This window comes from Streptomyces sp. NBC_01506 (assembly GCF_045040295.1).
GTDB lineage: Bacteria > Actinomycetota > Actinomycetes > Streptomycetales > Streptomycetaceae > Streptomyces.
The window spans coordinates 6,050,843-6,074,776 of the sequence record NZ_CP109422.1 but is presented as its reverse complement, the minus strand read 5'-3'; the positions used below and the strand labels follow the sequence as shown (position 1 = coordinate 6,074,776).

General features: G+C 70.8%; 17 protein-coding genes. 8 read left to right on the top strand and 9 right to left on the bottom strand.

The features are described from left to right. Window positions 1–75: 75 nt before the first annotated feature. Both OG329_RS27040 and OG329_RS27035 read right to left on the bottom strand, forming a co-directional pair. Complete coding sequence (locus OG329_RS27040) at window positions 76–1,692, bottom strand: L-lactate permease (RefSeq protein WP_405798807.1); 1,617 nt, start codon at window positions 1,690–1,692, stop codon at window positions 76–78. Window positions 1,693–1,896: 204 nt separating this feature from the next. Further along, on the bottom strand, window positions 1,897–2,325 hold the full coding sequence (locus OG329_RS27035) for a DUF3499 domain-containing protein (RefSeq protein ID WP_405798806.1): 429 nt from the start codon (window positions 2,323–2,325) through the stop codon (window positions 1,897–1,899). Between the two features lie 270 nt (window positions 2,326–2,595). Here OG329_RS27035 and OG329_RS27030 point away from each other — a divergent pair, with 270 nt between their 5' ends. Beyond that, window positions 2,596–3,024: a metallopeptidase family protein gene (locus OG329_RS27030; protein WP_405798804.1), complete on the top strand. Its 429-nt coding sequence runs from the start codon at window positions 2,596–2,598 to the stop codon at window positions 3,022–3,024. A gap of 28 nt (window positions 3,025–3,052) precedes the next feature. Here the strand turns inward: OG329_RS27030 and OG329_RS27025 are convergent, their stop codons facing one another. The 3 genes from OG329_RS27025 to OG329_RS27015 all read right to left on the bottom strand — a co-directional run bounded on the left by OG329_RS27025 (window position 3,053) and on the right by OG329_RS27015 (window position 8,984). Beyond that, window positions 3,053–4,642, bottom strand: coding sequence for a DUF5719 family protein (locus OG329_RS27025; protein ID WP_405798802.1), 1,590 nt, complete (start codon window positions 4,640–4,642; stop codon window positions 3,053–3,055). Continuing rightward, a complete protein-coding gene (locus OG329_RS27020; protein WP_405798801.1) occupies window positions 4,639–8,442 on the bottom strand; it encodes a glycosyltransferase in 3,804 nt (1,267 codons plus the stop codon). The genes OG329_RS27025 and OG329_RS27020 overlap by 4 nt, the downstream gene beginning before the upstream one ends. Window positions 8,443–8,720: 278 nt before the next feature. Then, complete coding sequence (locus OG329_RS27015; protein WP_023541320.1) at window positions 8,721–8,984, bottom strand: WhiB family transcriptional regulator; 264 nt, start codon at window positions 8,982–8,984, stop codon at window positions 8,721–8,723. A 657-nt stretch (window positions 8,985–9,641) separates the two neighbouring features. On the opposite strand from OG329_RS27015, the gene OG329_RS27010 reads away from it, so the two are divergent. From OG329_RS27010 to OG329_RS27000, 3 genes are read left to right on the top strand one after another with little or no spacing between them, the layout of a single operon-like run. Then, window positions 9,642–10,142: a cysteine dioxygenase gene (locus OG329_RS27010; RefSeq protein ID WP_405798800.1), complete on the top strand. Its 501-nt coding sequence runs from the start codon at window positions 9,642–9,644 to the stop codon at window positions 10,140–10,142. Between the two features lie 13 nt (window positions 10,143–10,155). Beyond that, window positions 10,156–11,124, top strand: coding sequence for a 2-phospho-L-lactate transferase (gene cofD / locus OG329_RS27005; RefSeq protein WP_405798799.1), 969 nt, complete (start codon window positions 10,156–10,158; stop codon window positions 11,122–11,124). Next, window positions 11,121–12,455 carry a coenzyme F420-0:L-glutamate ligase gene (locus OG329_RS27000; RefSeq protein ID WP_405798798.1) on the top strand — a complete coding sequence of 445 codons (1,335 nt, stop codon included), beginning with the start codon at window positions 11,121–11,123 and terminating at the stop codon, window positions 12,453–12,455. Before cofD ends, OG329_RS27000 begins: the two co-directional genes overlap by 4 nt. 94 nt (window positions 12,456–12,549) lie before the next feature. On the opposite strand, the gene OG329_RS26995 is transcribed toward OG329_RS27000, so the two are convergent. From OG329_RS26995 to OG329_RS26985, 3 genes are all read right to left on the bottom strand, one after another. Beyond that, window positions 12,550–13,560 (bottom strand): DNA-3-methyladenine glycosylase family protein, encoded by a 1,011-nt coding sequence (locus OG329_RS26995; protein WP_405798797.1) that lies wholly within the window; start codon window positions 13,558–13,560, stop codon window positions 12,550–12,552. Window positions 13,561–13,873: 313 nt separating this feature from the next. Next, window positions 13,874–14,956, bottom strand: coding sequence for a sugar phosphate nucleotidyltransferase (locus tag OG329_RS26990; protein WP_405798795.1), 1,083 nt, complete (start codon window positions 14,954–14,956; stop codon window positions 13,874–13,876). Window positions 14,957–15,081: 125 nt separating this feature from the next. Beyond that, on the bottom strand, window positions 15,082–16,356 hold the full coding sequence (locus OG329_RS26985; RefSeq protein ID WP_405798794.1) for a peptidoglycan recognition protein: 1,275 nt from the start codon (window positions 16,354–16,356) through the stop codon (window positions 15,082–15,084). A 137-nt stretch (window positions 16,357–16,493) separates the two neighbouring features. Between OG329_RS26985 and OG329_RS26980 the strand changes: the two genes are divergently transcribed. The 4 genes from OG329_RS26980 to OG329_RS26965 all read left to right on the top strand — a co-directional run bounded on the left by OG329_RS26980 (window position 16,494) and on the right by OG329_RS26965 (window position 22,764). Further along, window positions 16,494–17,288, top strand: coding sequence for a TIGR03089 family protein (locus tag OG329_RS26980; RefSeq protein ID WP_405798792.1), 795 nt, complete (start codon window positions 16,494–16,496; stop codon window positions 17,286–17,288). 139 nt (window positions 17,289–17,427) lie between these two features. Then, window positions 17,428–18,801: an LCP family protein gene (locus OG329_RS26975; protein ID WP_405798790.1), complete on the top strand. Its 1,374-nt coding sequence runs from the start codon at window positions 17,428–17,430 to the stop codon at window positions 18,799–18,801. A gap of 226 nt (window positions 18,802–19,027) precedes the next feature. Beyond that, the gene (locus OG329_RS26970) at window positions 19,028–20,920 is read left to right on the top strand and encodes an LCP family protein (protein WP_405798788.1); all 1,893 of its coding nucleotides are present in this window, start codon (window positions 19,028–19,030) and stop codon (window positions 20,918–20,920) included. An 83-nt stretch (window positions 20,921–21,003) separates the two neighbouring features. Then, a complete protein-coding gene (locus OG329_RS26965; protein WP_405798786.1) occupies window positions 21,004–22,764 on the top strand; it encodes an LCP family protein in 1,761 nt (586 codons plus the stop codon). Window positions 22,765–22,861: 97 nt separating this feature from the next. Here the strand turns inward: OG329_RS26965 and OG329_RS26960 are convergent, their stop codons facing one another. Continuing rightward, a complete protein-coding gene (locus tag OG329_RS26960; protein ID WP_405798785.1) occupies window positions 22,862–23,893 on the bottom strand; it encodes a glycosyltransferase family 2 protein in 1,032 nt (343 codons plus the stop codon). Between the last annotated feature and the right edge of the window lie 41 nt (window positions 23,894–23,934).

Here is a 23,934-nt window from a genome sequence, read left to right as displayed (position 1 = left end):
GGCACCCCTCCTGAGGTTTCTGCGGACAGTCAGCACAAACTACCCGCGAGCCCGCCAAGACCCGAAGGGCAGGGCCTACGGCAGCATCCACCCGAGTACGAACGTGCTCTGCCCCACCACAATCAGGCACATCACCAGCAACAGCCCGAGGCTCCACGGCAGGACCTTCCTCAGGAGGTCCCCTTCCTTGCCCGCGAGACCGACCGCCGCGCACGCGATCGTCAGATTCTGCGGGGAGATCATCTTGCCGAGCACACCTCCGGAGCTGTTCGCCGCCGCCAACAGCTCGGGCGACAGCCCGGATTCACGTGCCGCCGTCACCTGGAGCGCCCCGAAGAGGGCGTTGGCCGAGGTGTCGGAGCCCGTGACGGCGACTCCGAACCAGCCCAGCACGGGCGACAGGAACGCCAGCCCCGCGCCCGCCGCGGCGACGAAGTGGCCGATGGTGGCCGCCTGTCCGGAGAGGTTCATGACGTACGCGAGGGCCAGCACGGACACGACGGTGAGGATCGCGTAGCGCAGCTCGTGCACCGTGGCCACCCATTCCTTCAGCGCGTCCTTCGCCTTGAGCCCGATCACCACGGCCGTAAGGAAGCCCGCGACCAGGACGAGCGTGCCGCCGGTCGAGATGAGCGGCAGCGAGAAGACGTTGGCCCCGACCGGCTTCCCCTCGGAGTCGGCGACGTCGAGGAACGGCCAGTCGAAGGACCGGGTCGCCTTGACCAACAGGTCCTTGACCGGCGGGATCTGAGCGAGGGAGAAGATCACCACGATCAGGCCGTACGGGGCGTAGGCGCGGACGATTTCGGGGCGGTCGTCCGCGACGTCCAGGTCCTGACTGCGCACGCCTGTCAGTACGGAGGTGCGCACGGCCTCGGCGGCCGGCTTGCGCGCCCCCGGCACGGCGAGCAGCGCCGCGGCGCCCACCAGCGCGGCCCCGATGTCGGCGAGTTGGGCGGAAACGAAGTTGGACGCGACGAACTGCGCGACACCGAAGGCGAATCCGCACGCCAGGGCGGGCGCCCACGTCTCGCGCAGGCCCCGCTTGCCGTCGACGAGCCCGACGAGCACCAGGGGTACGACAACGGCCAGCAGCGGCGTCTGACGGCCTACTACGGAGGCCACGGTGTCCAGCGGCAGTCCGGTCACCTGCGCCAGCGTGACCACCGGCGTACCCATCGCGCCGAAGGCCACGGGCGCGGTGTTGGCCACGAGGGCGACGACCGCCGCCTTGACCGGGTCGAAGCCGAGCGCCACGAGCATCACCGCGGAGATGGCGACCGGTGCGCCGAAGCCCGCGAGCGCTTCGAGGAGCGCGCCGAAACAGAAGGCGACGACGAGCGCCTGGATGCGCGGGTCGTCGGAGAATCGCCCGAACGAGCGGCGCAGGATGTCGAAATGCTGGGTACGGACCGTCATCCGGTACACCCAGAGGGCGTTGACGACGATCCACATGATCGGGAAGAGACCGAAGACGACGCCCTGCGCTCCGGCGGAGACGGTCTGGCCGATCGGCATCCCGAAGGCGAGCCAGCCGACCAGTACGGCGACGGCCAGACCGATCAGTCCGGCGCGATGAGCCTTCATACGGACGCCGCCGAGCAGTACCAGCACGGTGACCAGGGGAAGCGCGGCGACCAGGGCGGACACGCCGAGTGAATCGGCGACGGGTTCCAGTTGCTGTTCGAACACGACGGGGCCTCCGAATTCCGCGATGCGGAAAGTGATCTCTCACGACTGGGAGGCATGATCGTGTCCACGACAAACAAGGTCAATGGCCCGAGCGAGATCCGTCACGGAAAAGCCCGAGGGGAAGGAAAACCCCGAGAAGCCCGACCACGGAGGCCGGACGAAGAGAAGTCGAACGAACAGAAGCCGGACGAACAACAGCCGGGCTCAGGAATCGGGGGAACGCAGCACCCGCAGATGCCCGCGGCGCCCGACCTCCGTCGGATCCGCGTCGCGCGGCCCGTTCCCGCCGGGTCCGCCCCTGCGCTCCGGAGGGCGCGCCGCCTCACGCACGGCGTTCGCCAGAGCCTCGAGATCGTCGCCACTGGGCCGGGCCGGCGCCGAGCCGTCGGTGAGACGGACGACCTCCCACCCGCGCGGCGCGGTCAGCCTCTCGCTGTGTTCGGCGCACAGGTCATAGCAGTGGGGCTCGGCATACGTGGCGAGCGGGCCGAGGACCGCGGTCGAATCGGCATAGACGTACGTCAGTGTCGCGACAGCGGAACGGCCGCACGCGGTGCGCGAACAGCGACGTACAGGGCTCACGATGTTGGACGGTACCGCACTCTTGAGCGGGCCGCGACGACACTCCCGCACGTCACTCCACCGTGTCGTGAGACGCGATTCAGCTCGCCCCGCGCCCGCACAACTGCCCTGACCTGCACGGGAGGAGGGGTAACCGGACGATGACCGTCAGTGATTCGATCATCACTTGGGGCAAATACCGCCAATGAAGGCGAGCTCGACGATCCGGCCGACATAGCGAAACGAGCCCAAGCTTGGCCGGAATGCTCAATTTGCGACATGCCGTCCGGTGGCCTCGGCGGGCCGTCGCGGCACCCCCCGGAGAGCTACCCTGCGTGAGTGATGGACAGTCCCGTACCGCCGCACCCGACCGAGCCGAAACCGCGCCGCCGTGACCGCCACGGACGCGGGATGCGCGGGCCCGTCGCCCCTCCACAGGTCCCGCTGTCGGCGAGCCGATCGGATTCGTTCCGTGATCTTGTACGGGACTCCGTGGAGCGGTTGGAGCGGCGCTGGCCCCAGTTGGCGGAGATCGACTTCCTGGTGCTCGACGTGCCCGGCGCGGAGGACGATTCTGTACCGCTCGGCCGGTCGGTCCCCGAGGGCAAGGACCGGCCCGCGCGGATCGTCGTCTACCGGCGGCCCGTCGAGATCCGTACGAAGAACCGCGAGGAGCGCGCCATGCTCGTCCACGAGGTCGTGGTCGAGCAGGTCGCCGAACTGCTGGGGCTCGCGCCGGAATCCGTCGATCCGCGGTACGGCCAGGACTGACCGCGCGGGCGGCACTATTGGCCCGGCCTCACTTCAGTACGGAGAGGTCTTCCTTGGTCGCGGGTACGGACACCATGCCCCGGTCGTCCGGCAGCGTCTGCACCGTGAACATCGGTACACCGTCCTGTGTCACCGCCAGCGTGCGCGCCGCGTAGACCGGACCGCCCGACTCCGGCTCGACCGTCAGCGCGTACGAACCCTTGAGGCCGGCCGGCACCGGCGGCGTGACGGCCTGCGTCGTACCGGCCTTGACCGTGTACGTCTTGACGGCCTGCTCACCGCCCCCGCTGCCCGCCGAGGCCGTGACCTTCACCTTCCCGGTCCCGCCCGGCGCGGCCAGTGACAGGGTCGAGCCCTTGGCGCGGTTGTCGGCGGCCGTCGAGCGCTCCGTCACGGGGCCGGCCGCCGGGATGAAGGCGACCTCCTGGTCGGCTCCCTTGCCCCGTACGACGCGCAGCGCGGCGACCACCGGGGTCGCCCCGGCGCCCTCCGCCGGGTCCAGGAGCACCGAGCCGGCCTCGCCCTTGGTGACGTCCCCCAGGTCGAGCGAGGCGGTCATGCCGGACTTCACGTTGAGTGGTTCGGAGGCGGTGGCCGGGACGATCGTGCCGCTCTCGCCCGCCAGCCGCACCTTCAGCTCGGCGTCGTCCTCGCCGGGCGCGAAGACCACCAGTCGTACGGAGGTGGCGTCGGCCGGGATTCCGGGGAGCACCAGGCTGGGCGCGGGATCGGTGGAGGCGGTCAGCCAGTCGCCGCCGGCCTTCTCGTCGGCGGCGTTCACGACGGCGCCCACGCGGCCCGTGCGGGTGCTGACATGGACGGTGACGTCCGGCGCGGCCTCCGTGGTGAGGGTCGACAGCAGGACGGGGACGCTGGAACGCGCCGGGACCGGAATGCCTTCTCCCGTATCGGACTTGAGCGTGCCGTCCTTGCCGTACAGCGCCACGTCGGCGACGGCCGCCGTGTCGTCCGGGTTGGTGAGGTGGACGTAGTCCTGGCGGGCCTTGTCCGTGGACGCGCCGGGGAACCAGAAGTCGGTGTCGGGCGCGGTGCAGGTCATACCGAACAGAGCGCGTGCGTCTCCGGCCGTGACCGTGGTGGTCTGCTGAGTGGTCCAGCCGGGCGCGAGACGGCCTGTGGCGGTGCCGACGAGCGCGGGGGCGTCCGCGGCGTTCTTCGTCCCGGAGACGGGCTTGCCGGGCTCCTTGAGGGCCAGGAACGGCTTGGCCTTCGCGTCCGCTCCGTCCGTCGCGGGATCCTTCGCCCCGTCGTCCTCGGCCTTGTCGCCCGTCTTCTCCTCGTCCTTCTTGTCGTCCTTCTTCTCGTCGTCGGTGGTGGTCGCGTCGTCCAAAGGCGCGACGGACGGCGCCAGTTCGGCCGCGCCGCCCGTACCCGCGCCCTGCGTGCCGGCCGGGGTGAAGGACGTGTACACCGTCTCGGCCAGCTCCGACGTGCTGGGCGCGGGACACAGCAGGCTGGTGCGCTCCACGGGCAGCCGCGCGGGCGTCTTCGTCGTCGCCGTCGTGTCACCGGTGCCGGGCGCGCTGACCGCGGCGAACCCGGTGACCGCGGCGAGTGCGGTGGCCGCCGCGAGGAGGGAGAGGGTCGAGCGGTTCACTGGTTGCTGCTCCCGTCGGGACGCTGCTCGTTCTCGTTGCCGTCGGTGTACGGCTGTTGGGGATCGGTGTAGGGCTGCTGCCCCTCGACGTACGGCTGTTGGACGACGTATCCGTACTGGTCGTACTGGACCGGCACTTGCTGCTGGTACTGGTCCGCCGGGTACTGCGGGTACTGCTGATATCCGTCGGCGTCGTACTGGGGAGCGCCTTCGTACTGCGGTGCACCGTCGTACTGCTGCGCGCCCTGATAGGGGGCGCCTTCGTACTGCTGCTGTTCGTTCTGCCCGCCTTGGTACTGCTGTTCATTCGTGTACGAGCCGTAGTCCGCGCCCTGGTAGGACGTCTGACCGTCCCACTCTCCGTACGACTGCTGCTGCGGAATGGCCGCGGCGGCGGCGTACGGGGCCTCCGCCGGAGCCGGCGGCACGGCAGCCTCGGCACTGTCCGTGCCCCCCGCCGCCGTCTCGGTGTCCGTGTCCGTCTCCGTCTGCCCCTCGGCCTCCGCCTGTGCCGCGGCCCGCAGCCTGCGCGCCCGGCGGCCCTCGCCCGACACGGGCTGCGCGGGCACCTCGGCCCGCTCCTCGGGCAGGTCGTCGTCGATCTCCTTGCGCCGCCCCGGCAGCGCGAGCACGAGCAGTACGACGCCGAGCGCGCCCTGCGCCCAGACCCACGCGGTGTGGGTGAACGAGTCCTCGTACGTGAGGTCGAGCCTGCCGCCCTCGGCGGGGAGTTCGAATCCCTGTGCCCAGCCGTCGACGGTCTTCTTCTCGAGGAGGCGGCCGTCGAGCGTGGCCTGCCAGCCCTCGGCGGCCCGGTCGGCGATCCGCAGCACGCGCCCGGCCTTGCCCGCCGGGATGTCGGTGTGGGCCTCGACCGTGGACGATCCGACGGGCAGCGGTTCCGCGTCGCTCCCGCCCTCAGTCCCGCTCTCGCCGTCACTCCCGCCGTCGATGATCGTGACCCGCGAGATCTGCCGGTCGACGCGCCACAGCGCGCTGCCGTCGAGCTGGCTGAGCCGGCTGAGGCCGGGGGTGGCGTCGAGCACGCGCGACGTCTGCGCCGGGACGCCGTCCCGGACGAGGACGTAGCGGATCGCGAAGCCGCTGAGCTGGTCGGTCTGGTCGGCGCCGGAGCCCGCGACCAGGCGTCCGACGACCTTGTCGAGCCCGGGGTCGCTGCCGCCGGACTCGGTCAGCTCGGCGTCGCCGAGCCGGCCGCCGGAGCCGCGTACGAGCGAGTACGAGACCTCCGCCGCCGACGTTCCACCGAGGATGAGCGTGCGCGGCTGGTCACGGGTGATGCTCTCCTCGGCGACGAACGCCGGTACCTGCACCGGATCGCGCCGCTCCAGCGGACCCGCGGCGCCGCTGAGCATCCAGCCGCCCGCCGCGAGCAGCGGGGCCGCCCCGGCGGCGACCGCGATGAGCGCGGCTACGGGCTGGCGCCAGCCGAAGCTCTGGCTCGCGACGCGTTCCTTGGCGCCGTCGGCGCCGAGCACGGCCGCCGCGATGAGCGCGAGACCGTAGACGAGTGTGGCGGGGCCGGCCCAGCCGGAGTTGTTCGTGAGGACGGCGAAGACCAGCGCCACGAGCGCGGTCACCCAGGCCGCCCGTACGGCGAACTGCCGCTCGCCGCGCAGCAGCGCGGCCAGGGCCGCCAGGACGACGCCGATCAGCAGCAGCCCGCCCACGGCCTTGGGGCCGCCGGGGCTCATGCCGAGCAGATCGAGGGCGGTGGCCTCTCCCGTACCGAACTCCAGTCCCGCCTCTTCGAAGAGGTCGGACGGCGACGTCAGCAGCGACAGCGACCAGGGGGCGAGGACGAGCAGCGGGGTGCCTGTCACGGCCAGCAGGCGCAGCCCGTACGCCACGATGTCGTCACGGCGCAGGGCCAGGACGGCGAGGCCGAGGACGACCGCCATCGGCCACACGACGGGCGTGAACGCCATCGCGAAGGTGAGCAGGAAGGTGTACGCCCAGGTGGCGCGCCAACTCCCCCGCGCGGAGCTGTCGCTGCCCTCCGCGCGGAACCCGTACGCCGCGACGGCCGCCCGCGCGATCAGCGGCAGCAGGATCGCCAGTACGGCCGTGCCGAGCCGGCCGGTGGCCAGGGCGCCGGTGGCGGCGGGCAGGAAGGCGTACGCGACGCTCGCCCAGGCCCGCAGCAGCTTCGACTCGATGAGCGGCCGGGAGGCGAAGTACGCGGCGACTCCGGCCAGCGGTACGGAGCAGACGAGCAGCAGGGTCAGCGCGAAGCCGGTCGACCCGAGGAACAGCGCCGACAGGGCCGCGAGGACCGCGAGGTAGGGCGGCGCGGTCTGGGTGCCGCCCGTGCCGATGGGGTGCCAGCCGTCGGCGTAGCGGGACCACAGGCCCGCGACGTCCGGCGGCGCGGGCAGCAGTGCGCCGCCCGCGAGCGCGCCGCCGCCGAGCAGCGCGCGGCAGGCGACGAGTGAGACGACGAGCAGGATGGCGAACAGGACGGGGCCGGGCTTGTGCGCGAGGCGCTTGAGCCGGGCGAACTGCTCGATCTCCAGGAAGTCCGCGTCGTCCCCGCCGGGGCCCGACTCCACCGCGCCGTGGCGTGAGCCACCGGCCTCGGTCTCAGAGCCGCCACCGAGGCTTCCAGCTACTTGCTCGACCGTTGCCCGGACGGTGGCGCCGGGTGGCGGGAAAAGCGCGCGCAGTTCACTTGCCTCGACGGCGCCTTTGCCGCGCCGTTTTCGCCCGCCGATGATGCGGCCGGGCCGCAGGAGCGTGCCAAACAGGCCCATGACCTCGTCGACGGCCTGTCCGGGGGCTTTGCCTACCAAGTAGGCGACGGTGCGCAGGAGTGTGCCGACGACGAGCCGCAGTAGTACGTAGGGCAGCACGGCGCCGCGCGAGTTGACGAGCATCGTGTAGACGGCGCCGGCCTTGTCGACCCGGTGCGGGTTGACGACGGAGCGGCCCGCGCAGTCGACGGTGCGGCGCTCGCGCGCGGCGGCCTCGGCGTGCCTGAGGACGGCGTCGGGGGCGACGAGCACCCGGTGTCCCGCGGAGTGCGCGCGCCAGCACAGGTCCACGTCGTCGCGCATCAGGGGCAGTCGGCGGTCGAAGCCGCCGAGTTCTTCCCACACGTCCCGGCGGATGAGCATGCCCGCGCTGGAGACGGACAGGACGGTGCGGACCTGGTCGTGCTGCCCCTGGTCCTGTTCGCGCCGGTCGAGCCCGGTCCAGCGGCGTCCGCTGTTGGCGATGGAGACGCCGACCTCCAGGAGCTGCTTGCGGTCGTACCAGCCGCGCAGCTTGGGGCCGACGATCGCGGCGTGCGAGTCGCTGTCCACGACGCGCAGCAGTTCGGCGAGGGCGTCGGGGTCGGGCGCGCAGTCGTCGTGCAGCAGCCACAGCCACTGGACGGGCTCGCCGTGGGGCAGGTCGGGCATGTCGTACGCCTCGTCGCGCCAGGTCCGCGTGACGGGGTCCCAGCCGCTCGGCCGTCTCAGATACGGCAGGTCGTCGGGCGTGAGCACGCCGGCGGTGCGCACCGCCTCCTCGACGGCCGTGCCGAAGCTGGTGCGGCGGGCGAGATGCACGACGCGGTCGGGGCCGAGCGATTCGGTGAGCAGCGTGGCCGATTCGTCGGCGCTGCCGGTGTCGGCGGCGATGACGTTCTGTACGGGGCGTTCCTGGCCGATCAGCCCGGTGAGGGCGTCGGGGAGCCAGCGGGCACCGTCGTGGGAGACGAGTACGGCGGTCACGACGTGGCGCGGGTACTGCGGTGCGGTGGCTGAGTCGAACGCGGCTGTGGTGGCGGACATCGAGGTAGGGGCCCTCCGGCCGGGGGGTCGCCCCGACGGGGCGTTGGGGCGTCTCGGACGGGGCCCCACACTAACGGTACGAACAAGCGCCGGATCGCCGAGCGCGTGGACAAAGCGGACGACCGGGGAGACAGTGCCGGGCCGGGCCGCCCCCACCGGTCACGACAACGGCCCGCCGCCTGCGCGGAGGACGCAGATGACGGACCGTTCGGATAACGCGTTGCGAGGTGTCACGCGGGCTATCGCGCAGGGTGCGCGCCGAGATTGGCCGGAAGTGTTCAAACCGCGGCCTTCTTGAGACGGCGGCGTTCACGCTCGGACAGACCGCCCCAGATACCGAATCTCTCGTCGTTCGCGAGGGCATACTCCAGGCATTCGGAGCGGACCTCACAGGCGAGACAGACCTTCTTCGCCTCTCGGGTGGAGCCGCCCTTCTCGGGGAAGAAGGACTCGGGATCGGTCTGGGCGCACAACGCGCGCTCCTGCCAGCCGAGTTCCTCGTCCGCGTCCTCGACCAGCAGTTGTTCGAACAGCTCGGTCATGTGCGCCCCTCGTCTGTCTTTACGTCCCCGTGCTTGCGGCCGCTACCGTTTTCGGCCGAACGACACGAGTGAAATTACAAGTGTGCGGATACGAGCCAGTCAAGCCGAGATCTGCTATTGGTCCCGGTATTCACTCTGCGGAACCAAGGCTATGCGGAAAGTGTTCAAATCACCAAAAACCTGACACATGCCACTGGCCTGCCCACATCCACTCCTCCCTGAGGGAGACGCCAGGAGCCTCGGGGAGGATGCGATCCAGCCAAGGAAGCGATCCGAATCACAGCCCGATCACGAGACCTCGACGGTGTTTGCGAGCCCGACTGCTGCGCCATGTCTCCACGTCAGCGACTGAACAAACCTTTCTCCGGACGCAGTAACCGGATGAGGTGAAACATTGCCGCCAAATCGGTCATTGAGTTGACAAGCGGGAACCGTTCCCGCCACCTTTGAACGCATGCCGGTCACCTCAGCGTCGTACGCGACCCACACCCGTGGATTCCGCAGCGCTGCCCGGACGACCCGCTGTCGCATTTCCTGTTGTCCGTGCTGTTGAGCCACTGAAGCTCCAGCCGTACACGTAGCTACGAAATTCACCCGGATTCACCCCGCGTTACCCACGTTCACCCAGCAGCCTTCTGCCGAGGAACCCCCACCCCCATGAACAGCGACAGCGACCTTCAGATCGCGGGCGACCTCCTCGAGGTCCCGCACCTTCTCCAGCCCGCCCGCGAGCACCCGGCCACCGTGGCCGAATTCGCCGGTCTGGCCCGTGCCATCGCAGCCGACCGCGCGCGGTGGGCCACGCTCGTCCAGTACGACGCCGCCAGCCGCTGGTACCACCGGCTGAGCACCGGCCCCGGCTACGAGGTGTGGCTGTTGTCCTGGGTGCCCGGCCAGCGCAGCGGACTGCACGACCACGGCCGCTCGTCCGGCGTCCTGACCGTCCTGGACGGCGAACTGACGGAGCGTACGCAGACGGCGAGCCGCACACTCGGCGGCGGCGCGCAGCGCGTCTTCGCGCCCGGATACGTCCACGAGGTGGTCAACGACTCGCTCGAACCGGCCGTGAGTCTGCACATCTACTACCCGGGTCTGACCGAGATGCCGATGCACTCCGCCCGCTGCGCCCCGGCGGCCCAGGATGTCGTACCCGCCTGACAAACTGCACAGCATGCGCATTGTGGTTCTGGCCGGCGGTATCGGTGGTGCCCGTTTCCTGCGTGGCCTCAAGCAGGCCGCGCCGGACGCGGACATCACGGTGATCGGCAACACCGGTGACGACATCCATCTGTTCGGGCTGAAGGTCTGTCCGGACCTCGACACGGTGATGTACACCCTCGGGGGTGGCATCAATGAGGAGCAGGGCTGGGGGCGGGCGGACGAGACGTTCCAGGTCAAGGCGGAGCTGGCGGCGTACGGGGTGGGGCCCGAGTGGTTCGGCCTCGGCGACCGCGACTTCGCCACCCACATCGTCCGCACACAGATGCTGAGCGCCGGTTATCCGCTGAGCGCGGTCACCGAGGCGCTGTGCGCGCGCTGGAAGCCCGGGGTGCGGCTGCTGCCGATGTCCGACGACCGCGTCGAGACACATGTCGCCGTCGATGTGCCGGACAGCCCCACCGGCGAGCGCAAGGCCGTGCATTTCCAGGAGTACTGGGTGAGGATGCGGGCCTCCGTGGAGGCCCACGCGGTCGTGCCCGTCGGCGCCGACCAGGCCAAGCCCGCGCCCGGGGTGCTGGAGGCCATCGCCCAGGCCGACGTCGTCCTCTTCCCGCCGTCCAACCCCGTCGTCAGCATCGGCACGATCCTGGCCGTGCCGGGGATCCGTGAGGCGATCGCCGACGCCGGGGTGCCCGTCGTCGGGCTCTCGCCCATCGTCGGGGACGCGCCGGTGCGCGGCATGGCCGACAAGGTCCTCGCGGCGATCGGCGTCGAGTCGACGGCCACCGCCGTCGCCCAGCACTACGGCTCGGGGCTGCTGGACGGCTGGCTGGTCGACACGGTGGACGCGGCGGCCGTGGGGGAGATCGAGGGCGCGGGGATCCGCAGCAGGGCCGTACCACTGATGATGACCGATCTGGACACGACGACCGCGATGGCGCGTGAGGCGCTGGCGCTGGCCGAGGAGGTGCGGGCGTGACGACGTCCTACGTAGAGGGGCCCGAGGCGCTCTCGTACAGCGTGCGGGCGCTCACCGGGCTGCCCGAGGTCCGCGCGGGCGACGATCTCGCGAAGCTGATCGCCACGGCGGGGCCCGGTCTGGTCGACGGGGACATCCTCCTCGTCACGTCGAAGATCGTGTCCAAGGCCGAGGGCAGGATCGTCGAGGCGGCGGACCGTGAGGCGGCGATCGACGCGGAGACCGTCCGCGTCGTCGCGCGGCGCGGCCCGCTGCGGATCGTGGAGAACCGGCAGGGTCTGGTGCTGGCCGCGGCCGGTGTCGACGCGTCCAACACCCCTTCGGGGACAGTGCTGTTGCTGCCCGAGGACTCCGACGCCTCGGCCCGCGCGATCCGCGACGGGCTGCGGGACGCGCTGGGTGTGGACGTCGGCGTGATCGTCACGGACACCTTCGGCCGGCCCTGGCGCAACGGGCTGACGGACGTCGCGATCGGCGCGGCGGGCGTGCGGGTCCTGGACGATCTGCGCGGCGGTACGGACGCGCACGGCAATCCGATGAGCGCGACGATCGTCGCTCTCGCCGACGAACTGGCCGCCGCCGGGGACCTGGTGAAGGGCAAGACCGCCGGGCTGCCGGTGGCCGTGGTGAGCGGCCTGGCGCGGCTGGTGGGCGAATCGGCGGACGCGTCTGCGGACGGCGCGCGGGCGATGGTGCGGGTCGCGGCCGACGACATGTTCCGGCTCGGGACGTCCGAGGCGGTACGGGAAGCGGTCACCCAGCGCCGTACGGTCCGGGAGTTCACCGACGAGCCGGTCGACCCGGGCGCGGTGCGCCGCGCGGTCGCGGCGGCCGTGACGGCTCCGGCGCCGCATCACACGACGCCGTGGCGGTTCGTCCTGCTGGAGTCGCCGGAGTCGCGCGCGCGGCTCCTCGACGCGATGCGGGACGCGTGGATCGCGGACCTGCGCCGCGACGGCAAGTCGGAGGAGTCCGTGGCCAAACGGGTGCGGCGCGGGGACGTGCTGCGGGCCGCGCCGTATCTGGTGGTGCCGTGCCTGGTGGCGGACGGCGCGCATACGTACGGAGACGCGCGCCGCGACACGGCGGAGCGCGAGATGTTCGTGGTCGCGACGGGCGCCGGGGTGCAGAACTTCCTCGTCGCGCTGGCGGGTGAGCGGCTGGGCTCCGCGTGGGTGTCCTCGACGATGTTCTGCCGCGACGTCGTACGGGACGTGCTCGAACTGCCCGCGAACTGGGACCCGATGGGCGCGGTGGCGGTCGGACACGCGGCGGCGGAGCCGAAGCGGCGGCCGGGACGGGCGGCGGAGGACTTCATCTCGGTGCGCTGAGCCGGGCGTTGAGCTGTGTGTTGAGCTGTGTGTAGAGCTGTGCGCTGACTTGGGTTTTGCTGGTCTGCGCGGGTCTGCCGCGTCTAGCGCGGGGCTAGAGGTGGGCGATTCTGCCGACAGGCATGCGCGGGGCGCGGCGTGGTGGCGTACGGCCGGTCAGGAGGATGAGCCGTACGGCGCGGTGGCGCTGCCCGGCGTACGGCTCCAGCAGTTCGAGCATCCCGGCGTCGTCGGTGTCGGGGCGGCCGGCGAGCGCGTAGCCGACGATGCCCGGCAGATGGAGATCGCCGACGGTGACGGCGTCCGGGGCGCCGTTCGACCGCTGAAGGACCTCGGCGGCGGTCCATGGCCCGATGCCGGGGATCAACTCCAGTCGGGCGGCGGCGAGTTCGGGCTCCATGCCGACGGCCTCCTCCAGCCGGCGGGCGACGCGGGCCGCGCGTACGACGGTGTCGGAGCGTTTGGCGTCGACACCGGCCTTGTGCCACTCCCAGGACGGGATCATGGCCCAGGTGCGGGGGGCGGGCATGACGTACATCCGGCTGTCGCGACGGCCGTCGGGCGAGTCGCCGTACGGGCCGGGGGCGGGCTCGCCGTACTTGCGCACGAGGTGCCGCCAGGAGCGGTACGCCTCGATCGTCGTGACCTTCTGCTCGAGGATCGACGGGATCAGCGACTCCAGGACGAGGCCGGTGCGGCACAGGCGCAGGCCGGGGCGGCGGCGCTGGGACGCGGCGAGGAGTCTGTGGCGCGGGACGAACGCGGCGGGGTCGTCCGACGCGCCGAGCATCTCGGGCAGCCGCTCCAGCAGCCAGTCGGCCCCGGGGCCCCACGCCTCGGCGTGCACGGCGCCGTCGCCGGCCCTGACCCGCAGGGTGCCGGGCCCGGCGGGGGTCCGGGTGGCCCGGATGGCGGAGCCGTCGGGCGGGGTACGGAACGTGGGGTCGGCGGGGCCGCGGCGGAGGGGGCCGAGGGTGAGGCCCAGGTCGACGGTGTGGCCCGGCGGGGCGGGCCAGAGCCGGGTTTTGGCGGCGGTGGCGCTGCCGCTTGCTCGTGGGGTGGGGAGGGTGGGGGTGCGGGGGTGCGGGGCGAAGCGGCCTGCCACGGGGAGGGTCCTTGGGGGTCGGGGTCTGTGAAGAGGGTAGGCGGTGCGGGGTGGGCGGTGGCGGGGCGGGCGGTGCCGGAGCGGGAGCTGTCCCCCCACCCCGCCCCTTCCCGAAACCGGGGGCAGGCCCCCGGACCCCCGTGCCGGGGAGGCGATGCCGGCCGGCCCCGGCGCCACGGCTGCGCCGGGCGGGGCGCAGCCGACGCACCAGCCGCCCTGGCCCGGAGAGTACGCGGCGGGCCGCATCGAGCAGGCGTCCGTCCTCAAGCGCCGGACAGGCTTAACCGGCCCGCCCGGCGATCGAGGACACTCGCTACTCGTCCGACGAGAAGCGGATCGAGCGCGGCGGCAGCGTCGTGGCGCACCAGACGCGGGCTCCGGGGTGGAGTTCGTTGTCGGCGCCCACTGTCGCGCCGTCGCCGATCACCGCTCCCGACAGGGCCGTACGGGCGCCCACCCGCGCTCCCGCGCCCACCAGGGAGTCCGTGATGACCGCGCCGGGGCCGATCACCGCGTTGTCCAGGATCGCGCTGCCCGAGATCCGGGCGCCCTCCGCGATCACCGCTCCCGCGCCGATCACCGTGCCCGCCGTGAGCTTCGCGTCCGGGGCGACCGTCGCCGTCGGCAGGACGAGGCGGTCGCCGCAGCGGCCGGGGACCGCCGGGGACGGGGCCACGCCCAGGACCAGGTCCGCCGAGCCGCGGATGAACGCCTGCGGGGTGCCCAGGTCCAGCCAGTACGTGGAGTCGACCATGCCGTGCAGATGCGCCCCCGACTCCAACAGGCCCGGGAATGTCTCGCGTTCGACCGACACCGGCCGCCCCGCCGGGATGGAGTCGATCACCGAGCGGCGGAAGACGTACGCCCCCGCGTTGATCTGGTCGGTGACGATCTCCTCGGGTGTCTGCGGCTTCTCCAGGAACGCCGTGACCCGGCCGCCGCCGTCCGTCGGCACCAGCCCGAACGCCCTCGGGTCCTCGACCCGTGTCAGATGCAGCGAGACGTCCGCCCCGGACGACGTGTGGGTGTCGACCAGCGCGCCGATGTCCAGGCCCGTCAGGATGTCGCCGTTGAAGACGAGCACCGGGTCGTCCGGCCCGGAGTCCAACCGGGAGGCGACGTTGCGGATCGCGCCGCCGGTGCCGAGTGGCTCGCGTTCGGTGACGTACTCCAGTCGCAGCCCCAGCGACGAGCCGTCCCCGAAGTACGGCTCGAAGACCTCGGCCAGATAGGACGTCGCCAGGACGATGTGCTCGACCCCGGCGGCCCGCGCCCGTCCCAACTGGTGTGCGATGAAGGGGACACCGGCCGCCGGGACCATCGGCTTGGGCGTGTGCACCGTGAGCGGCCGGAGCCGGGTGCCCTTGCCGCCGACCAGGAGGATCGCTTCAGTCACCTGAGACCTTCGAGAATGCCCCGGCCCGCAGGCCGGGGAGGAATCGGATTCGTACGTCGCGAGGACCACGCGCGTGCTCCGTCCGGTCCCGGCGGTCCCCCCTCGATGGGGGGGGACCAGCCAGTCTAGGAGCGACCCTGGTACTTCGCGGCGGACACACGGACCGTGCCGAGCTTGCTGTACAGCTTGTTGCCCGGACAGTCCGTCACGAACCCGTCCCGGTGCCCGGACACCGCGTTCATGCTTACCTTCTTGCCCTTCTTGTACTTGTTGCCGCCGGCCGACGTCAGCGTCACCTTGCCCCGCGGGTTGATCCCGTGCAGGCCGAGCTTCCAGGCGCTGAGCTTGGCGATCGCGGTCGTGACGGCCGCGGGCGGGTTGGTGGTCGAGTACGACCCGAGGACCGCGATGCCCGTGCTGTTCGTGTTGAAGCCGAGGGTGTGCGCGCCCATGACCGGCTTCGTCACGCCTCCGGCTCGCCCTTCGTAGATGTTTCCGCACTTGTCGATGGCGAAGTTGTAGCCGATGTCGCGCCAGCCGCTGCTCGTCACGTGGTAGCGGTAGATGCCGCGAATGACGGAGGGCGCCTGCTTGCAGGTGTAGTTGTTGCCGGTCGCGCTGTGATGGACGAAGGCGGCCTTCACCGTCTTCGTGTAGCCGAGCTGCTTCTCACGCAGCTTCTCGTTGGCGCCCCACCCCTTGCGGGAGATGATCTTCGGGCGCGGTGCGGTGTACGGCTTCGCGGCGGCGCCCTTCTTGGCGCCGGTCTTGGTCCCGCCCGCGGTACCTGAGGCAGGCGCGACCGTCTGGCCGCGCGAGGCGTCGGTCTCCGTCACCGGCAGTTGTTCCGGCGCCTCCCCCGGGTCGACCAGTTCCAGGCTCAGTCCGCGAGGCAGCGGCGCCTCGGCGGGTTCGGCGTACGGGCCTTCGTTCGGGGCGGCTTCCGCCTCGACCCGTACCTCGACACCGTCCGACGCCCCGACCCACAGGGGAGCCGTCGAGCCCCGCACAGTGCCGGAGTCGCGTTCCGAGGTACCGAGATCGGCGCCGTGCTCGGCGTTGTGCGTCTGAAGGTCCTGCCAGTGGGACCATGTGCCCGTTTCGGCGGAGCGGTTCCTGACCTGGACCGATCCGTTGAGTTCGGCGTCGGCGTCGTCCCAGACGACACCGACGAGCGAGAAGGGTTGGACGTCCTGCTGGGGCAGCCCCTGCTCGGTGGGGACACCGAAGGAGCGTTCCGACCCGAGCGGGACGAGTGGCAGCGACTCGGTGGAGCCCGGAACGGTTGTGCCCGTCCGGGCGTCCTGGGGAGCCGCCACAGCCCCGGAGGGCACAGAGAGCGGGAGTACGAGAGCCGCGGCACACGCGACGCCGATCGAGGATGACAGGAATGCACGCATGTTCCGATCGTGCGGCCGGCCGGCCGTGCCCGCCTTCCGGGAGCACCCACGGAAACTGACGGGGCATCGGACCAACCGGTGGACGGCGTCACCGGTACGGCGGTGCGCGCCCGGCCCCCCGGCGTACCCTTGCCCGCGTGAACTCCAGCGACCGCACCCCCGCCGACCTGCTGCGATCCGCTCTCGCCACGGATCCGGTCCGCCCCTTGGTCACGTTCTACGACGATGCCACCGGTGAACGCGTGGAATTGTCCGTGGCCACCTTCGCCAATTGGGTGTCAAAGACCGCCAACCTCCTCCAGGGCGACCTCGCCGCCGAGCCCGGCGACCGGCTCGCGCTGCTGCTGCCCGCGCACTGGCAGACCGCCGTCTGGCTGCTCGCCTGTTCCTCGGTCGGGGTGTGCGTGGAGGTCGGCGGCGACCCTGCCGACGCCGACCTCGTCGTCAGCGGTCCGGCTCCGCAAGACCTCGCCGCCGCCCGCGCCTGCCGCGGCGAGCGGCTGGCGCTCGCGCTGCGTCCGCTCGGGGGCCGCTTCCCGCAGGCGCCGGACGGTTTCGCCGACTACGCGGTCGAGGTGCCCGGTCAGGGCGACCGCTTCGCGCCCTTCGCGCCGGTGGACCCGAACGCGCCCGCGCTCGTCGTCGCCGGTACGGAGCTGACGGCGGCCCAGGTGGTCGAGCGGGCCCGCGCGGACGCCACGGACCTCGGGCTGACGGCGCCCGGCGCGCGGCTGCTGTCCGGCAGGCCGTACGACTCCTGGGAAGGGCTCTCGGCCGGGCTGTACGCCCCGCTCGCGGCCGGCTCGTCGGTGGTGCTGTGCCGCAACCTGGACCAGTTGTCGGCGGAGGAGCTGGCCAAGCGGATCGAGAGCGAGCGCGTCACCGCCACGGCGGACAGGGACAGGAACAGGAACAGCGACACGGTGAACTGATGGTCCGACAGGTTCCGGCGTGGAACGCCGCGTCCGGTAGATGATCGTCGGTAGATCTAGTTCAGTGCACAACCAAGCGCGCGGTTCAGCCGTCTACCCCTGAAACCGGCGGGGCCGTGCGCCGCCGACGCCATGAAGGATGGACTCGCCCGTGACCGACAGTGCTGGCACGCCGCCCGAACCGGACCCCCGGGCCGACGACGAGCCGCCGACCGCGTCGCCCGGGTCGCCCGCCGCCGACGACAACAAGAGCGACAGCAAGAGCGACAACGAGAGCAAGAACGACATCGACGGCGACGTCCCCGTCGCCCCTCCCGTCGCCAGCAGCCCCGCCGACCCCGATGTCGCCGCCCCGCGCAAACGCCACTGGCTCCGCTGGACCGCCCTCGGCACCTCCGTCGTCGTCCTCGCCGCCGCCGGTGTCGGCTGGTGGTTCTACCAGAAGCTCGACAGCAACATCACCACCGACACCACCGCCGAGGCCGAGCTGCGGACGTACGAGAGGGAACGCCCCCGACCCATCGCCGTCGACGCGAAGAACATCCTGCTCATCGGCTCCGACACCCGCGCGGGCGACGGGAACGGCAAGTACGGCCGTGACGACGGCGGTTCGCAGCGCTCCGACACCACGATCCTGCTGCACCTGGCCGCCGACCGGCAGAGCGCGACCGCCGTGTCCATCCCGCGCGATCTGATGGTCGAGATCCCGAGCTGCCGCACCTCGGACGGCAAGCGCTCGAAGGAGCAGTCCGCGCAGTTCAACTGGGCGTTCCAGTTCGGCGGTACGGCGTGCTCCGTCCGTACGGTCGAGAAGCTCACCGGCATCCGCGTCGACCATCACATGGTGATCGACTTCAGCGGTTTCAAGGACATGGTGGACGCCGTCGACGGCGTCGAGGTCTGCCTGAAGAAGCCCGTGGACGACAGCGACGCGCACTTGAAGCTGCCGGCGGGCAAGCAGAACCTCACCGGCGAGGAAGCCCTCGGATTCGTACGGGCCCGCAAGACCATCGGCGACGGCAGCGACACCGAACGCATGGAGCGCCAGCAGCAGTTCCTCGGTTCGCTCGTCAAGAAAGTACAGAGCAACGGAGTTCTGCTCAATCCGACCCGGCTGTATCCGGTACTGGACGCGGCGACGAAGTCCGTGACGACGGACCCCGGTCTGAACTCCCTCAAGGACCTTTACGACTTGGCGCGCGGTCTGCGGAACGTACCTACGGAAAAGGTGCAGTTCCTGACCGTACCGCGACAGCCATACGCCAATGACCCGAACCGCGACGAACTCGTACAGCCGGACGCGGGGCGGCTGTTCACGCAACTGCGTAAGGACGAGCCCGTATCGGTTGTCCCCGCCGGGCAGGGACAGAACGGCGGAAACGATGAAGAGAACACACAGCGTGACGGCGGAAGCGCGAAGACGGACGGAAAACCGGACGACACGGGGCCGTCGAGCGCCACTCCGAGTCCCGCTTTCCCGGGCACAAATGCCGCCGCCGGCCTCTGTGAGTAAAGGCAATACAAAGTAGGGGTCGACAGTCTATGACGATTGGGCAGATTGCCCCCTTGTAAGAGGAGCCGAATTTGTCACTGCCGTCCCTGGACGCTGAACTGGGCGGATAGTGTGACGCGATCCGGTGCATCGGACCCAAGAGGTCGCACAGACCGCCGGATCGAAAGACCGAGCGCTTTTGGGGAAGAGGCGCTTCGCGTGGCACCGACGGAGGACTCAAGCAACCGTGGATGCGCAAGGCCGTGGACAAGGCGACGGGATCGATCCCGCCGACCAGTGGGTACTCAACCCGCAGACCGGCAATTACGAATTGCGACTGAACCACTCCGAAGGGCAGTCGTCCGCCCCTTCCCATGACGCGGGAAACGGGTACGACGCTCCTCGCCGGTCGAGAAACGCGCCGTCCACGGACGGTTCGCCGCGCGGCCGTTCGGCCAGAGACCGCAGAGCGCCCGGCGCCGCGGGAGCGGGTGCGGGTGCCGCCGGCGCCGGCGCGACAGCAGGTGCCGCCGGCACGGTCGACGGCGCGGGCATCCCCCGCGCCCGCAACTCCTCGGACTCCAGCGGCACTTCGGGTACGTCCCGCCGCGACGTACCCGCCCAGCGCGGGCGCCGCGCCGCGAACAACGCCGACGCCGCGGGTGCCACGGGCGCGGGCCGCCGCAAACGCAAGGCGCCCCCCAAGTCCCGTAAGAAGAAGATCCTCGGCTGGACCGGCGGCATCACCGCGTTCATCCTCATCGGCGGTGCGGGCGCGGCCTATTACGCGTACCAGGAGCTCAACGGCAACATCAAGACGATCGATGTCGAGGGCGCGGGCAGCGGAGGGTTCAAGAAGGACCAGGCCGTCAACATCCTGGTGATCGGCACCGACAAGCGCACGGGCGACGGCAACGAGGGTTACGGCGACAAGGACAGCGTCGGCCACGCCGACACCACGATCCTCTTCCATGTCTCCAAGGACCGGACGAACGCGACCGCGCTCTCCATCCCCCGCGACCTGATCACCGACATCCCGGACTGCGAGACGAAGACCGACGCCGGCACGAAGGTCGTCCCGGGCGAGCAGGGCGTGCGCTTCAACACCAGCCTCGGCCAGTCCGAGCGCGACCCCGGCTGCACCATGCGTACGGTCAAGGAACTCACCGGGCTGACGGTCGATCACTTCATGATGGCCGACTTCAACGCGGTGAAGACGCTGACGACCGCGGTCGGCGGTGTCGAGGTGTGTGTCGCCAAGGACGTCGACGACCCCGACTCGCATCTGAAGCTGAGCAAGGGCAAGCACGTCATCGAGGGCGAGCAGGCACTCGCCTTCGTACGTACGCGGCACAGCTTCGGCAACGAGAGCGACCTGGACCGGATCCAGACCCAGCAGCAGTTCCTGAGCGCCCTCATCCGCAAGATGAAGTCCAGCGAGACGCTGACCAGCCCCACGAAGCTGTGGGACCTGGCGTCGGCGGCGACCAAGGCGCTCACGGTCGACACGGGTATCGGCAGCATCGAGAAGCTGCGCGACCTCGGTACGGAGCTGTCCAAGGTCAACCCCAAGAACATCAGCTTCACCACGCTCCCCGTGCTGGACAACCCGGCGGAGGTCGTGAAGGCGACGGTCGTCGTGGACGAGGCGAAGGCGAAGCCGCTGTTCTCGATGATGCAGAACGACACCTCTCTCACCGAGGTGAAGGAGCAGGAGGAAGAGGCCAAGAGCCAGCAGGCGGCGCTCCTGAAGGGAACCAAGGCCGATGCCGCCGATGTCAGGGTCGATGTGCTCAACGGCGGCGGGCCGCAGGGTTCCGCGCAGGAGACGCTCGCCTGGCTCCAGAACGAGGAAGGCGTACTGAAGTCCAGCAACAAGGGCAACGCGCCTGAGGAGTTGAAGAAGACGTCGCTGGAGTACGCACCGAACCAGGCGGACCAGGCCCGCCGTCTAGCGGATCTGATGGGCCTGCCCGCCGCGGGGATGAAGCCGGGCAAGGAGGACGCAGAGGGGCTGGAGGCGATGACGCTGACCCTCGGGGCGGACTTCAAGGGCGCGGGGGTGCCCATCACCGGTCCGGCGAAGGCGCCGGAGGGCGTACAGAAGGTGGAAGCGGACAAGCAAGTGTGCGCCGAGTGAGACAGGCTTCGGTACGCCCGGAGCCCCGGCTCGCACGGAGCACTTGAGCGACAGGGGTAAGGGGTACTGGGGTGGGGCAGGGCATGCGCAGACATGGGACACGGCAACGCGTCCCGCACGCACGGGAGTTGGGCTGGGACGACAGCCTGTACGACGGCGGGGCGGGTGGCGCGGGCGGCGTCGCGGGCGGACCTGACGGCACGTCAGGCGGCGTCGGCAGCGGTGGCACCGGTGCCGGTGGCGAGGGCGGCGCGAACGGCGGCACTGCCGCTGACGCCGCTCGCGGCGGTGCCGGCGGCTCCCGCAGGGCCAGAAAAGGCGGCTCCCGCCGTAACGGCGCGCGCCCGCGCAACCGGCGCGGGAAACGCCGAATACTGCTCTGGGTCTCCTCCGTCCTCGCCCTGCTGATACTCGGCACGGCCGGCGCCGGATACCTCTACTACCGCCATCTCGACAGCAAGCTCAAGAAGGAAGACCTGACCCTCGGCGACAAGCCGATGGCGGACCACAAGGCCAACTCGGCGGGCCAGACCCCGCTCAACATCCTGCTCATCGGCTCCGACGCCCGCGACTCCGAGGCGAACCAGAAACTCGGCGGCGCCAAGGAGACCTTCGGCGCCCCGCCTCTCGCCGACGTACAGATGCTGCTCCACGTGTCGGCCGACCGCAGCAATATGTCGGTCGTCAGCATGCCGCGCGACACGATGCTGAAGATGCCCAAGTGCACGGACCCGGAGACCGGCAAGGTCTACCCGGCGAGCACGGTCAACGAACAGACCAACGAGAGCCTGGGGCGCGGCGGTCCTGGCTGCACGGTGGCCACCTGGTACGAGCTGACCGGCATCACCATCGACCACTTCATGATGATCGACTTCGCGGGTGTGGTGTCGATGGCCGACGCCATCGGCGGCGTGCCGGTCTGCGTGCAGGACAACGTCTACTCCCGCAACTCCCAGGGCAAGGGCTCCGGGCTGAAGCTGGAGAAGGGCGAGAACGTCATCCAGGGCGAGCAGGCGCTCCAGTGGCTGCGTACGCGTTACGGCTTCGAGGACGGCACCGACCTCGCCCGCACCCACGCCCAGCACATGTACATGAACTCGATGGTCCGGGAGCTGCGCAAGGGCGCCAAGCTGACCGACCCCGGAAAGCTGATGAGCCTCGCCGAGGCGGCCACCGAGGCGCTGACCGTCGACAAGGGCCTGGGCGGCAAGAAGCTCTACGACCTGGCGGACGAGCTCAAGCAGGTACCCACGAACCGCATCACGATGGCGACGATGCCGAACGTGTACGGCACGGGGAGCGAGTCCGGGCGGGTGTACCCGAAGCCGGGCGACGCCGAGCAGTTGTTCGAGATGGTCCGCGACGATGTGCCGCTGGACGGCAAGGCGTCCAAGCGCAAGCCTCCGGCCGAGTCCAAGGACCCGGCGGCGGAGCCGGCCGAGATCGGTGTGCTCGTACGCAACGGCACGGGCAGCGACACGCAGGCGCCGACGTCGCAGCGCGCGACGACGGTCGCGGGGCTGCTCACCGCCGAGGGCTACACGAAGGCCGTGGCGGACACGACGCCCGATCAGAGCGCGCGTACCGAAGTCCTGTTCCCCAGCGCCGACTTGGAGGGTGACGCGCAGGCGGTCGCCAAGTCCCTGGGCATTCCGGTGAGTTCGGCGAAGAAGTCGACGGACGTGTCGGGTGTGACGCTGGTCGTTGGCGCGGACTGGCGTGAGGGTGACACGTACCCGAAGTCGGCGGCGGAGGGCGAGGAGAAGACGCCGGACACGGCGCGGGCGCTCAACGGGGCCGATGACAGCGAGTGCATGGAGATCCAGCCCGGCTTCACCTGGTAGCCGCCGTACGGCCGCGCAGGCGGTTACGTACTACGTACGAGGAGGAGCCCCGGGCGCGTTGCCCGGGGCTCCTCCTCGTACTACGTAACGGCCTTGCTCAGACGGTCTGTTGGACCGCCGGGCGGCGGCTCGCGATGACCTTCCTGGCGAGCGAGCGCGGGCTGGTCAGGAAGCCGACCCCCCATGACATGTGCATCGTGGCGAGCGCGAGCGGGATCTGGAGGCGCGCCTTGAGGGGCAGGCCCCTGCCCGCCGGTATCGAGCCCGCGACGATCGCGGCGAGATAGCCGCCGGGGACGATCAGCGCCCAGGGTGTGAAGGCCAGTCCGACGACGACGCCCACGGCGTTGGCGCAGACCGCGACCGGCGGGGCGAGATAGCGCAGATTGATCGAGCCCGAGTGGAAACGGGCGACGACATGGCGCCAACGGCCGTAGTCCTTGTACTGCTTGGCGAGCGCCCGGACGGACGGCCGCGGCCGGTACTGGACGCGCAGCTCGGGCGAGAACCAGATCTGGCCGCCGGCCTCACGGATCCGGAAGTTCAGCTCCCAGTCCTGGGCGCGGATGAACTCCTCGTTGTAGCCGCCCTGTTGCTCCAGCGCGGCCCGGCGGAAGACCCCGAGGTAGACGGTCTCGGCGGGGCCGGCCGTGCCGCCGGTGTGGAAGGCCGCGTTGCCGACGCCGATCTTGGAGGTCATCGCCGCGGCGACGGCCTGCTCCCAGTCGTTCTCGCCCTCGGCGTGCATGATGCCGCCGACGTTCTGCGCGCCCGTCTCCTCCAGGAGCCGTACGGCGGTGGAGATGTAGTTCGGCGAGAGCATGCCGTGGCCGTCGACGCGCACGACGACGGGGTGCTTGGACGCCTTGATGGCCGCGTTGAGCGCCGCCGGCGTGCGGCCGGTCGGATTGGGGACGGTCTGCACGCGGGCGCGGGCGCTGTCCGCCGTCTCGCGCACGAGTTCGGCCGCGATCTCGTCGGTGCGGTCCGTGGACGGGCCTAGCGCGATGACCACTTCCATCTCGCCGTCGTACTCCTGCTCCAGGATGTGCTGGACGGAGTTCCTCAGATGCCGTTCCTCGTCGAGGACCGGCATGATCACGGAGACGGCGGGGGGCTGGGCAGGCATGTGATCCTTCGGGCGTCAGGGAGAGGGGTTCATCGAACGCC